We start from the raw sequence: 14037 nt of genomic DNA, 5'->3' as shown, positions 1-14037 counted from the left end.
GAATATTGATACTATTATGAAGAAAGGCTGTCAACAGTGAATATTAAATTACCTACATTTATTGAGATTTATCGTCAATTAATTGCAACTCCCTCTATCAGTGCAACAGACGCTAAAAACGATCAAAGCAACGAAGCATTGATTAACCTGCTTGCTAATTGGTTGGAAACATTAGGTTTTTCAATTGAAATTCAACCTGTACCCGAAACGCGAGGCAAATTTAACCTTCTCGCAACATTAGGGGCGGGGAAAGGCGGATTATTACTCTGTGGTCATACTGACACTGTGCCGTTTGATGAAGGCCGTTGGACGCAAGATCCTTTTACGCTGACAGAAAAAGAAAATAAGTTATACGGTTTAGGTACAGCGGATATGAAAGGCTTTTTTGCCTTTATTCTTGACGCATTACGTGACGTGGATACTAAAACACTAACGCATCCACTTTATATACTTGCTACCGCTGATGAAGAAACCTCTATGGCAGGGGCGCGTTATTTTGCCGCTAATACAGCAATCCGCCCTGATTTTGCCATTATTGGCGAACCTACATCGTTAAAGCCTATTCGTGCTCATAAAGGGCATTTATCAAATGCAATACGCATTACTGGGCAATCAGGGCATTCTAGTGATCCAGAAAAAGGAGTGAACGCGATAGAACTGATGCATGAGTCTATTACTCACCTTAGTACACTGCGCGATACGTTAAAAACTCGCTATAACAACCCTGCGTTTGTTATCCCTTATCCAACAATGAACTTTGGTTATATTAATGGCGGTGATGCAGCAAATAGAATTTGTGCTTGCTGTGAATTACATATGGATATTCGCCCATTACCGGGATTAACACTGCAAGACTTGGATGATTTACTTCACGAAACATTAGCGCCAGTCAAAGCACGTTGGCCGGGTCGTTTAAGTGTTGAGGCATTACACGATCCTATTCCGGGTTATGAGTGCCCAACCGATCATAAAATGGTTGCCGTGATCGAAAAACTATTGGGTGAGAAAGCGCAAACTGTGAATTACTGTACCGAAGCGCCGTTTATTCAAGATCTCTGCCCTACCTTAGTTTTAGGCCCAGGTTCTATTGAGCAAGCACATCAACCTGATGAATTTATTGATATGGCATTTATTGAGCCGACTCGTGAATTAATGGGGCAATTAATTGAAAACTTCTGTTTAACAGAGAAAGCCCAATAATAATAAAATAACCCTATCGATTTATTTTGATAGGGTTATTTATCTTCAATCTGACTTAATAACTAGCGTAACCAATTAGTCTTGGCAAGTTGAACAATCTCATCTCCTCGACCATTAATAATCGCTTTCATCATATACAGGCTAAACCCTTTTGCTTGTTCAAACTTCACTTCAGGAGGCATTGAAAGCTCTTGTTTGGCAGTTACCACATCCACAATCACAGGGCCATCATGTTCAAAGGCTTCTTTAAGTGCATTATCCAGATCTTCACCTTTTTCTACTCGAATGCCTTTGATACCAGATGCATTAGCAATAGCCGCGAAATCTGGATTATGTAAATCCGTACCATCGGTTAAATAACCACCCGCTTTCATTTCCATCGCGACAAAGCCTAATACACTGTTATTAAAAATAATCACTTTGACGGGTAAATTCATTTGAGCTAATGAGATAAAATCACCCATTAGCATGGTAAATCCACCATCACCACACATTGCCACAACTTGACGCTTTCTATCTAACGCCTGTGCACCAATGGCTTGAGCCATCGCATTTGCCATAGAGCCGTGATTAAACGAGCCCAGTAAACGACGTTTTCCATTCATGCCCACATAACGTGCTGCCCATACTGTTGGTGTCCCTACGTCACAAGTAAAAATAGCATCATCATTTGCCAGTTCACTTAATCGACGAGCCAAATATTGTGGATGAATAAGCTCACGTTCACTCGGTTGTGCAAGTGCATCCAGATCTTCTCGTGCTTTAGCATAATGTTTCAGTGAAGCATCAAGATGAGTGGTATCTGTTTTCTCTTTTAAACGAGGCTGTATCGCATTGAGTGTGGCTTTAATATCGCCAATCATCGCCATATCGACATGGCAATGCGAACCAAGGCTACTTGGATTAATATCAATTTGAATAATATTGGCTTTTGATGGATAAAATGCACGATAAGGGAATTGCGTACCTAATAACACTAACGTATCAGCATTTTCCATCGCATGATAACCCGATGAAAAACCAATTAATCCTGTCATTCCTACACTATAGGGATTTTTCCACTCAATGTACTCTTTCCCTCGCAATGCGTGTACAACAGGGGCTTTTAATGTTTGAGCCAGTTTAATCACTTCGTCGCGAGCCTGAGCACATCCAGCACCGCACATTAAAGTGATATTTTTTGCATTATTTAGCGCATCGGATAATTTTTCGATTTCGAAACGATTTGGCATGATGAGTGGAGATTGCAACGGATACCAGTTTTCATGCGCATCTTCTGGGGCTGGTTTTAGTGCAACATCTCCCGGTAAAACAACAACAGCGACTCCTTTTTTCAAAATAGCGGTTCGCATTGCAATAGCAAGCACTTGAGGGATCTGCTCTGGGTTTGAGACTAATTCACAATAATGGCTACATTCGCGAAAAAGTTCTTGAGGATGTGTTTCTTGAAAGTAATTACTACCAATTTCAGCAGAAGGAATATGCGCAGCAATGGCTAACACTGGAACATGATTACGATGGCAATCAAAAAGCCCATTGATAAGATGTAAATTTCCTGGTCCACAAGAGCCAGCGCAAACCGCTAATTGACCATTAACTGCCGCTTCTGCTCCTGCGGCAAAAGCCGCGACTTCTTCATGACGGGTTCCCATCCACTCAATCGTTCCCATCTTTCGCAAGCTATCACTTAATCCATTGAGAGAATCGCCTGTCACGCCCCAAATACGTTTCACACCTGCATTATGGAGTACTTTAGCAATATAAGTTGCAACTGTTTGCTTACTCATGGTGATGTCTTTCCTCAGTTTTGGGTGAATTACGCCTCTGCGAGCTACACTTATCTCCTTCCCATATTCTGTTTCTCTTCCTCATCAGCTTGCAGAGAAAATTATCTTACTAACTCAAATATAAAGAATAACACCAATCACTATAATGTCACTGTGGGGATAAAATCAGCCCTCAAAAATACAAAAAATAAAATATCACTTCCAAATACATTCATTAAATTTATAATAACCGCATCAAATAAGAATACATCTCATTAATAACGTATTATTCTTTATTAAATTATAGACAATACTTTCTTATAGTATTATTTTAATAATTAAAATAATTTTTAATTATGATTTTTCTCTTCACATTTTTATTAACAATTAAGCTGACTCATTTCAGCCTTACTCACTGTCTTTATTAAAAAATTTAACTTTCTCCTATTTGTTAATAAATTTATCACCATTGTATTATTTCATGCACCATGAAAAAGAGGTATGAAATAAACATGACATTGGTCACGCTACCTTTTGCTTTTTGTCCTCTAGAATAAAGCCTGATTATTTTTCAACGGAGATTAACGGATGGACAAAAGTAGAAGTCCGATAAAGGTTTTCTTTATTAGTATTCTTGCAGTCCTTTTCTTAATTTTTATTTCACAATATGTCATTGGTAAAAAAGAAATTAAGATTGGCATTGCGGTAATACCTATTTTACCAATGCTATTTGCTGTAATTATTGGTATGTGTATATCTGCTGGATTTACCCGTAAAAAAATTAAAGTATGGGGTAAATTATTCACAGAAAAAGAAGAAGGCTTCTGCGGTAAAATGGTAGGTTTCAGCCTACTTATTTTAGGTACGCAATATGCGGGAATGATTGTTCCTAATATTAAAATGATTTTAAGTGTCGGTATTCCTTTATTTGTTCAGGAACTCGGTAACTTATTACCAGTATTAATTGCGGTTCCATTAGCCATTAAATTTGGATTTGGTCGTCGTGCAATTGGTGCCTGTTCATCTATTAGCCGTGAACCGTCTATCGCTGTTATCCAAGGTAAATTTGGTACAGGCTCTCAAGAATATATTGGTGTATTAGCCATTTATTTATGTGGTTCTGTTATCGGTACTTTATGGTTTAGCGTATTAGGTAGTATTGCTCCACTAACTGGATTACATCCACTTGCTCTTGCAGCAGGCTCTGGTGTCGGTTCTGGTTCAATGTTAAGTGCTGCATCAGGTGCATTAATTAATGGTCTTGATGAAGCATTAGCACAGCAAGTATTAAGTGTTGCCGCTGCATCTAATTTATTATCTTCCGCATTAGGCGCACTGTCATTAACCTATTTAGGTTTACCTCTTTCAGAAAAAATTTATAAAATTTTCACCAGAGGCAAAACTGCATGAAAAATATAATTATTGATATGAAGTTTGTATTCGTTGCTATTTTACTGGCAATGTTTACTCAAACATTAACATCAGGGATCGCTCTTTATGCAATGTGGGATAGCTTTATTGCTATGTCATTAGTGGTATTTATTTCACTCGTTGCAAAACATTATTTACCTTCATCTTTACCCACATTTGCTTATGCAACAATTATCGGGATACTTATTTGTTTACCCGAAACTCCGGTAAGAGATTTCTTTATTAGTTCTATTGGTAAAGTTTCTTTCTTATCTTGTTGTGTTCCTTTATTAGCATTTGCGGGTTTATCTGTTGGTGGTCAATTAGAAGAACTTAAGAAAATGTCATGGAAAGTTATTCTTATTTTCATGATTGTTTCAACTTGTTGTTTCTTTGGAGCATCAATCGTCGCGCAAATTGGATTTAGTATCCAGGGAGTTATCTAATGAATAATATTTATAATGTCAGTGAAAAACTCTTTCAATTAAATGACTTTAGTAAAAAAACACGACAAGACCTGCACAAAATACCTGAGCTATCAGGTGAAGAATATAAAACATCTAAATACTGTCGTGAATTAATGGAAAGTTTTGGTTATAAAATTAAAACTTTTGATGGATATACTGGTTTCACAGCAGACTTAATTGTTAATTCTGAATTTCCATTAATTGCTATCCGTGCTGATATGGACGGATTAGAAATGCCAGACTTAACCAATAATGAACACAGTTCAGTTCACCAAGGTTGTGCGCATAACTGTGGCCACGATACCCATATGACCATGGCATTAACCAGTGCTAAGTATCTTGCCGAAAATAAAGAAGAGATGACGTCAAATGTCCGCTTTATTTTCCAAATGGCGGAAGAAGATATGCGTGTACCTGGCGCTGAAAAAATGGTGGAAATGGGTTGTATGGAAGGCGTTGATGAAACATACGCACTTCATAATGATGCCGCTATCGAAACAGGTTGTGTTCGCTTTAATGATGGTGTGATGTCGTCTTATGGTTCAGCATGGACATTAGATGTTTATGGTGTTTCTGCACATGGTTCAACACCACACAAAGGGTTAGATGCCATTCGTGAAGCAACGCGCTTAATTGACTATATGGATTATGTTGTTGCGAAAAAGACGGATCCATTTAGCCCTGCGGTATTTGGTTGTGGCATGATCAATGGGGGAACAATCCCTAATGCATTAGCTGATCACGTACAAGCACGCGGTACTATCCGTTCTATGGATGAAAATACCGACCAAATACTGAAAGCCAGCTTCGACGAAATTGTTGCCCGCAGTACGGCTGGTGGATTTAAAACCACATTAAGCTATAGCGGATACCCAGCTGTTGTGAATCATCCAACTGCACATCAGCGTTTATTAGATGCGATGCGTAAATTCTTACCAGAAGAGAATATTGAATCAAACGGTAAGCCAATGACAGGCAGTGAAGACTTTAGCTATATGGTTAACGCCACGAAAGGTAAAGTGGGTGCCATGTTCTTCTTAGGAAGTGGTAACCAAGCGAAAGGGATTAATAATTACCTTCACGCCAATCCTTATTTTGTCGATGATGATTGTTTATTAGTGGGTGCTCAGATTTTTGTGAATATTCTGACTCGCTAATCTTTCTCTTGTTCTGCCTAAGCCCGTTATTGCCCCCGCAAAACGGGCTTTATTATTACTTTTATTCTGTCGCGATATTATTAATATTCACAGAACGCAAATCAGGCAATCCCTGATAGACCTCTTTACTGTGCCATTGTGTTTCCCACTGCTCTGGCATCTGAATAATATTTCTATCAATATGGGGCGCATAGAGAGAAATAAACTCATGCATATAATCTTTCATATGGGTATGTTTACTGACACAAATATGGGTATAACTCGGTTGCACTAAATGATCGATATTAATACATTTTAGTGCGCCACCATCTTCTGTCTCATCATATGAAGCAGCTGCAATAACGCCGATACCTAAATGTCGCTTAACATAGTATTTAATAATCTCTGTATCCGTCGCAGTTAACGCCACATTAGGCTTAAGATTATTTTTATAAAATACCTTGTCTAATTTAGATCCTCTTGTAAAACCAAAAACATAAGTAATCAGTGGATACTCTGCCATCTGCTCGATGGTAACCAGCTCATCGTCTTTCAATAAAGCAAGAGGATGGTCATAAGGGACTAATAAACTACGAGTCCAGCGGTAACAAGGCAGTGTAATTAAATCTTCATAAAGGTGCATAGATTCTGTGGCAATCGCAAAATCCACATCGCCATTTTTAACCATTTCCGCTAATTGAGCCGGTGCGCCTTGATGAAAATGTAGAGAAATATTGGGGTAATAGCGACGAAAGTGATCAATCACATTCGGCAATGAATAACGAATTTGCGTATGCGTTGTCGCAATATGTAAATCGACTTTTTTATTACGATCTTCTTCCGCCACAATGCTTTTGATTCGGTCAACTTGCCCAAGAATATCACAAGCAATTTTATGGACTTCTTTACCCATCGGGCTTAATGCTAATAAGTTATTATTTTTACGTACAAACAGCGATACACTTAATTCATCTTCTAATATCTTTAGTTGCTTGCTGATTGTCGGTTGTGAGGTATAAAGTTTTTCAGCCGCATTAGTAATGTTGAAATTATTTTTCACGACTTCAACAAAGCTTTTCAGTTGATTAATGTTCATAGAGGTACCTGGGTTAATTTGCACAAATGCGCGGTTAATTATTAAATTTATAAGTTGTTATTCTAAATATGGGGAATGACGAGGCTATCTTTAATATCTCTGTCATGATATCCCGTCATACTAACTTGATGTAATCAATAATAAGAATAGCGAGATCTATTCTATTATCCACATTTTCATCTTCACTATTCGAAAGAATAATAAAGTAAAATAAGGCGTTATTATTTTCTATTTACCTTTCGGTATTTGTATTATGCATAATGCTCATATAAATGCGTTAGCCTGTATCAAAAAACACAACAAATTAGATTAACCAATTGTTATTTATGATAAAAATCGATCTTATTTTTTGATTTTTCTTTTCGATATTTTAAGTTTACTTAACGTAAATTTAAAACCTCTCACACTACAAATTTTACACAAAAGCAGAATTACGTTATGATAACGATCACATTTTAATTCTAGAGGCTATGTTTTGTTATATCAAAACGACAAAGAAAACTTCCTAAAATCTTATTTAATCTCATCTATACTTAATAAATATTCTCTTATCTATTAGCTTAATACCACTATTTAGAATAGGTAGAAGTAAGCTGTTTTTTAGTGAATTTTTATTACTTACTCTTCTCGCTATCAAATAGTCACTTCATTTCTTTTAATTAATTGAATAACAAGAAATTACGAATACCTTAATAAAAGGTCACTTAATATGAAAATGAAGAAGAAAAGAAATAAACCATTACAAATCAATGATATAACAATTATTGATGATAGTAAGCTGAAAAAAGCCATTACTGCTGCGGCGTTAGGTAATGCCATGGAATGGTTCGACTTCGGTGTCTACGGCTTCCTCGCTTATGTTTTAGGTCAAGTGTTTTTCCCTGGCGCATCTCCAGGTGTGCAGATGATTGCTGCCCTTGCCACATTCTCTGTACCTTTCCTTGTAAGGCCATTAGGTGGCATTGTGTTTGGGATGCTAGGGGATAAATTTGGTCGTCAGAAAGTGTTATCTGTCACCATCATTATTATGGCGCTCAGTACGTTTGCCATTGGTCTGATCCCTGCTTATGAAACTATTGGGATCTGGGCTCCAGTTTTATTATTACTCGCTAAATTAGCACAAGGTTTCTCCATTGGTGGTGAATATTCAGGAGCGGCGATTTTCGTTGCTGAATACTCACCAGACCGTAAACGTGGATTTATGGGAAGCTGGTTAGACTTCGGTTCTATTGCTGGTTTTGTTCTGGGTGCAGGTGTTGTTGTACTGATTTCTACTACTCTTGGAGAAACAGCATTCCATGAGTGGGGATGGCGTATCCCGTTCTTCTTAGCATTACCATTAGGTCTTATTGGCTTATATTTACGTCATGCTTTAGAAGAAACGCCAGCATTCCAACAACATGTTGATGAAATGAACAGCGATGACCGTAAATCTATCGAAAATCCACCTCGTATTTCATTACGCGAAATCGCCTCAAAATATTGGAAAAGTTTGACCGTCTGCGTGGGTTTAGTGATTGCCACTAACGTGACCTACTATATGTTATTAACGTATATGCCGAGTTATTTATCTCATAACTTAAATTATTCGGCAGATCACGGTGTACTGATCATTATCGCGATTATGATAGGGATGTTATTTGTACAGCCTGTGATCGGCTTACTCAGTGATAAAATTGGCCGTAAACCGTTTGTTATCGGTGGTAGTATTGGGTTGTTTATTCTTGCTTACCCTGCGTTTATGATGATTAACAGTGATGAAATCGGTTTAATTTTCTTAGGATTATTAATTCTTGCGGTTCTACTCAACTGTTTTACTGGAGTAATGGCGTCTATTTTACCTGCCATATTCCCAACGCATATTCGTTATAGTGCATTAGCTATTGCATTTAATATTTCTGTATTAGTGGCAGGTGCAACACCAACGGCAGCGGCATGGTTAGTTGAAGCAACTGGTGACTTATATATGCCTGCTTATTATCTGATGATTGTCGCCGTTGTCGGTTTGATCACAGGGATTAAGATGATTGAAACCGCAAATAAACCTTTACGAGGTGCAACACCTGCGGCATCAGATAGATCAGAGGCAAAAGAAATTCTGTCTGAGCATTATGATAATATCGAGCAACGTGTTGAAGATATTGAAGCTGAAATTGAGGCATTACAGAAAAAACGCCAAACGCTTATCGATCAACATCCTAAATTAGATTAAGAGAGGTCACATGCACCCGTCTTCTGTTCATTTGGTCTGGTTTCGTAATGATTTAAGAGTGACGGATAACAAAGCACTCTTTAACGCTTGCCAAGATAAACAAGCACAGGTGCATGCTCTTTTCACCGTAACGCCTGAACAATGGAAAACCCACAATATGGCTTTATCATGTCAGGCGTTCATTCATAATGCTTTGCTGGATCTTTCAATATCACTGGCAAAACTCAATATTCCACTGACAATCGTGATTAGCGATACTTATTCAAATGCAGCCGATAAAGTGGCTGAGTATTGCCAACAGCATCAAGCCACTGCCCTTTTTTTCAATCACCAATATGCCCTTAATGAACAACGTCGTGATGAAAAGGTCACTGAGTTACTGAAGAATAAGACAACCGTTTATGCTTATCATGACAATGTGTTTATTCCACCAGGTAATGTAGTCACCCAACAAGGGGAGATGTATAAAGTTTTTACTCCCTTTAGAAATGCATTCCTTCGGCTCTTTTTTTCACAAAATAACGCTTCGTTACCTATCCCAGAGATCAGGACACATCAAAAAGCGGTATCACCTTTAAAAGCACCACTATTTTCACTTGAAAATACAAGCTTGCCCTCTTTTATCTCTACTGAAGAAGAGGCACTTAAACGCTTAAAGCAATTCTGTTATGAAAGCGTCCCACATTATGCAAAATGGCGAGACATTCCCGCAGTTGATGGTACAAGTCGATTATCCCCCTATCTTTCGATTGGATTACTGTCTATTCGGCAATGTTTTAATCGCCTTTATCAAACTGAACCTGATTTCTTAGAAAACAACACATCAGGTGCATTTGTTTGGTTTAATGAACTTATTTGGCGAGAATTTTACCAACACTTAATTGTGGCAAATCCCAATTTATGCAAACACATTGCTTTTCAGCTTTGGACAGAAAAAATCAATTGGCGTAACAACCAAGATGAATTTAATGCTTGGACTCAAGGCGCTACGGGATTTCCTATTATTGATGCTGCGATGCGACAGCTTAATCAAACAGGTTGGATGCATAATCGCTTACGTATGCTCACGGCAAGTTTTCTTATCAAAGACTTATTAATTGATTGGCGTTGGGGTGAGCGTTATTTTATGTCACAACTGATTGATGGTGATTTCGCATCAAATAATGGGGGTTGGCAGTGGGCTGCATCAACAGGAACTGATGCCGTACCTTATTTTCGAATTTTTAATCCTACTACCCAAGGTCGTAAGTTCGATCCTGATGGTGAATTTATCCGCCATTGGCTTCCTGAACTCGCCAATGTGCCGAATCGCTATATTCATACACCTCATGAGTGGGCAGCAAAAACCAATAATTCTCTCGATTACCCATTACCCATAGTTGATCACGCAAAAGCACGAATAAGAGCTATTGAGTCTTATGAAGAAGCAAAAAAATAAAACCAATATCAGAGATAAGAGATAAAAAACAAAAAACAGCGCTTTTATTAAGCGCTGTTTTTATTGCTAAATACTGATGACGCTAGCCTGTATTACGCATACCCGCAGCAATACCCGCAATAGTAACCATTAGCGCCTGTTCAATACGAGGATCTGACTCGCTATGTGTGCGAGAGCGCTGTAACAACTCAGCCTGAAGTACGTTTAATGGATCGGTATATACATTACGTAGTGCAATAGATTCAGCAACCCATGGCAAATCTGCCATTAAGTGTTCATCTTTTGATATTGCCAAAACACTCTTAATATCATCAGAAAGTTGCTGACGTAATTTAGCTCCTAGTGGCCATAAACGCTCTTCAACTAAACGTTGATCGTAATATTCCGCTAACCATAAATCCGCTTTAGCGTACACCATTTCCAACATCGCAATACGTGTATTAAAGAACGGCCAGTTCTCACACATATCGTCTAATACCGCTTGTTTTCCGCTATCGATTTCATGTTGTAATGCGGCACCAGCACCCAACCAAGCAGGTAACATTAAGCGGTTTTGAGTCCATGCGAAGATCCACGGAATAGCACGCAAGGTTTCAACCCCACCGGTAAGACGACGTTTTGCAGGACGAGAGCCTAATGGTAGTTTACCCAATTCGCCTTCTGGCGTTGCTGCTCTAAAGTAAGGAACAAAGTCTTCTTGCCCTCGCACATAGTCACGATACATGGCACAAGAAACGTCAGACAAAGAATCCATAACCTCAATCCAAGGCGCTTTTGGCTCTGGTGGTGGCAATAAATTGGCTTCTAAGATTGCACCCGCATAGTGAGCAAGACTGCTGATTGTGACTTGTGGTAATCCGAACTTAAAGCGGATCATTTCGCCTTGTTCCGTCACACGCAGCCCCCCTTTTAAACTTCCTGGTGGTTGAGAAAGTAATGCTGCATGTGCTGGCGCACCGCCACGACCAATCGTACCGCCACGTCCATGGAATAGTGTTAATGTTACGCCTGATTTTTCACAGAGTTTGATTAATGCATCTTGAGCACGATATTGCGCCCATGATGCCGCCATCACACCCGCATCTTTTGCTGAGTCTGAATAGCCAATCATCACCATTTGTTTGTCATCAATTAGATCACGATACCAAGGGATATTAAACAAACGGGTCATTACGCTTTCAGCGTTATTTAAGTCTTCAAGCGTTTCAAATAAAGGAGCAACAGGTAAGCGAATATTCGCACCAGCTTCTTTCAGTAATAGTTTTACCGCTAATACATCAGAAGGCACTTTTGCCATTGAAATCACATAAGAGGCAATAGAATCTTTAGGTGATTGTGCAATGACACGACAAGTTTCAAATACTTCTTGAGTCGCTGCACTTGGCTGCCAATTTGTTGGGATCAATGGGCGTTTAGAATTTAATTCTTCAAGTAAGAAAGTTTGTTTTTGCTCTTCAGACCAATTTGCATAATCACCAAGCTCTAAATATTGTGTTAATTCAGAGAGTGCTTCAGTGTGATTGGTGCTTTCTTGGCGAATATCCAGTTTCACCAGTTGTAAGCCAAAACAACGAATACGGCGTAATGTATCTAACAGTTGCCCATTGGCAATAATGCGCATACCACATTGAGTTAATGATTGATAACACGCGTATAACGGCTCCCAAAGTTCTTCATTATCAATCAATAAGCCTTCTGGCGGTAACGACTGCAACCCTTTAATGCGTTGCTCTAGATAATCGCGAGTCACTTGTAAGCGTGTACGCAATTGTTTAGCAATTTCACGATAAGGTTCTGCAACTTCAGCACCACCCGCTAATTCACGCAGTTCAGGTGTACTTTCTGTCATTGAAAGTTCTGAAACAAGGACTTGAATATCATTTAAGAATAAATCAGCGGCTTTCCAACGGCTTAATAGTAAAGCATGGCGTGTGATTTCAGCCGTCACATTTGGGTTACCATCACGGTCACCGCCCATCCATGAGGTAAAACGAATAGGAGAAGCTTCTACTGGTAAGTTGTAATCAATGGACTCTCTAAGCTGCTCATTAAATTCACGTAAAAAAGCAGGAACACCTTCCCATAAGCTATTTTCAACAACCGCAAAGCCCCATTTTGCTTCATCGATTGGGGTTGGGCGAATTTTTCTAATTTCGTCAGTATGCCATGATTGAGCCACTAACTGGCGCAGACGGCGCATAATATTAGTACGTTCGTAATCCGCTAAATCATCGTGATCCAGTTGAGATAAACAGGTATTCACCTCAACCAGCTTATGAATAAGTGTGCGACGTGCAATTTCGGTTGGGTGTGCCGTTAATACCAGCTCAATAGAGATTTGCTCTACGGCTTCTTTTAATTGCTCGTCGGTAAAATTCTTATCTTTTAGTCGGGTGATCAGTTTTGCCAATGCCACAGGATTGCTAGCCGCTTCGCCATGAGGCGAAATGCTATGGTATTGTTCTGCCACGTTCGTCAGGTTTAAGAATTGATTAAATGCTCTAGCAACAGGTAATAATTCATCATTAGAGAGATTTTGTAACGTCAACAACAGTTTTTGTCGCTGAACTTCATTACCTGCTCGTGACGATTTAGATAATTTTCGAATAGATTCAACCTTATCTAAAATTTCTTCACCGAGTGCTTCTTTTATCGTATCTCCAAGTAGCTTGCCAAGCATACTGACATTGCTACGCATAGCAGAATATTGTTGATTCATAAGACTCCTGACCTTGTCTTTGTGGCGGTAACAACATGCTTCTTCCTATTAGAAAAGTCATGTCCTCCCAGTTGTGTAATTAACTTTCATTTCTGATGTGACTTTATTTTGATTTTTGTGATAAGCCACACTGCTTTTTTTACTTAGCCTACTATTCATATCAGAAAATAATCGGTTTGGGGGATTTTTCTGAAATTTAATTACGGCTTTAGTGTTATAAGAATGGCTAATATTCATGTTGTTTTGGCTCAATTTTGCCAAAAATAAGGACATATTTTTGTTTCTTATCGACTAAGAAGCGTTTTTTACTAGAAAGGGCAAGATACGTGAGGGTTTATCTGGCAGTAAATTTAGATGATTTTTTTTAATATTGATAATTTGTCTGGTCTATTTTTTGATTTTCAGCTTATTTCACAGGTGGGCTATAACTCATGTCTCTATTTTATTCCTTATTTTTCTTCTCTTTTACATTTTTACTCGATTAAATTTTCCGATTAAAATTTTCATAAGATAAAAACGAATAAAGCGCTGAATATCAGCGCTTTAAATTAAGAATAACGAATTGTTCTTTCAGTAAGTTAAGTTGTCTGTTG

9 protein-coding genes are annotated in these 14037 nt (G+C 38.5%); 6 read left to right on the top strand and 3 right to left on the bottom strand.

Translation table 11 applies throughout. The features are described 5' to 3' along the window. The first annotated feature begins 36 nt into the window (after positions 1-36). Complete coding sequence (argE, locus tag F1325_RS00485) at positions 37-1200, top strand: acetylornithine deacetylase (RefSeq protein WP_160229877.1); 1164 nt, start codon at positions 37-39, stop codon at positions 1198-1200. A gap of 62 nt (positions 1201-1262) precedes the next feature. On the opposite strand, the gene poxB is transcribed toward argE, so the two are convergent. Then, complete coding sequence (gene poxB / locus F1325_RS00480) at positions 1263-2987, bottom strand: ubiquinone-dependent pyruvate dehydrogenase (RefSeq protein ID WP_109373428.1); 1725 nt, start codon at positions 2985-2987, stop codon at positions 1263-1265. A gap of 567 nt (positions 2988-3554) precedes the next feature. On the opposite strand from poxB, the gene F1325_RS00475 reads away from it, so the two are divergent. The 3 genes from F1325_RS00475 to F1325_RS00465 are packed head-to-tail and all read left to right on the top strand — an operon-like array spanning position 3555 to position 6000. Further along, positions 3555-4376 (top strand): DUF3100 domain-containing protein, encoded by an 822-nt coding sequence (locus tag F1325_RS00475; protein ID WP_023583450.1) that lies wholly within the window; start codon positions 3555-3557, stop codon positions 4374-4376. After that, the gene (locus F1325_RS00470) at positions 4373-4822 is read left to right on the top strand and encodes a hypothetical protein (RefSeq protein WP_109373426.1); all 450 of its coding nucleotides are present in this window, start codon (positions 4373-4375) and stop codon (positions 4820-4822) included. Before F1325_RS00475 ends, F1325_RS00470 begins: the two co-directional genes overlap by 4 nt. Further along, on the top strand, positions 4822-6000 hold the full coding sequence (locus tag F1325_RS00465) for a M20 metallopeptidase family protein (RefSeq protein ID WP_109373425.1): 1179 nt from the start codon (positions 4822-4824) through the stop codon (positions 5998-6000). The genes F1325_RS00470 and F1325_RS00465 overlap by 1 nt, the downstream gene beginning before the upstream one ends. A gap of 61 nt (positions 6001-6061) precedes the next feature. On the opposite strand, the gene F1325_RS00460 is transcribed toward F1325_RS00465, so the two are convergent. Next, entirely contained in the window at positions 6062-7075 is a 1014-nt protein-coding gene (locus tag F1325_RS00460; protein ID WP_109373424.1) for a LysR substrate-binding domain-containing protein, read from the bottom strand. Positions 7076-7784: 709 nt separating this feature from the next. Between F1325_RS00460 and proP the strand changes: the two genes are divergently transcribed. Next, complete coding sequence (gene proP, locus F1325_RS00455; protein WP_160229876.1) at positions 7785-9287, top strand: glycine betaine/L-proline transporter ProP; 1503 nt, start codon at positions 7785-7787, stop codon at positions 9285-9287. A gap of 10 nt (positions 9288-9297) precedes the next feature. Further along, a complete protein-coding gene (gene phrB / locus F1325_RS00450) occupies positions 9298-10725 on the top strand; it encodes a deoxyribodipyrimidine photo-lyase (RefSeq protein WP_160229875.1) in 1428 nt (475 codons plus the stop codon). Between the two features lie 82 nt (positions 10726-10807). Here the strand turns inward: phrB and ppc are convergent, their stop codons facing one another. Next, entirely contained in the window at positions 10808-13444 is a 2637-nt protein-coding gene (gene ppc, locus F1325_RS00445) for a phosphoenolpyruvate carboxylase (protein WP_160229874.1), read from the bottom strand. Positions 13445-14037: the final 593 nt, after the last annotated feature.

This window comes from Proteus columbae, assembly GCF_009914335.1.
Classification (GTDB): Bacteria; Pseudomonadota; Gammaproteobacteria; order Enterobacterales; family Enterobacteriaceae; genus Proteus.
Note: the sequence above shows the minus strand (reverse complement) of the source record. Positions and strands in the feature narration are given on the sequence as shown.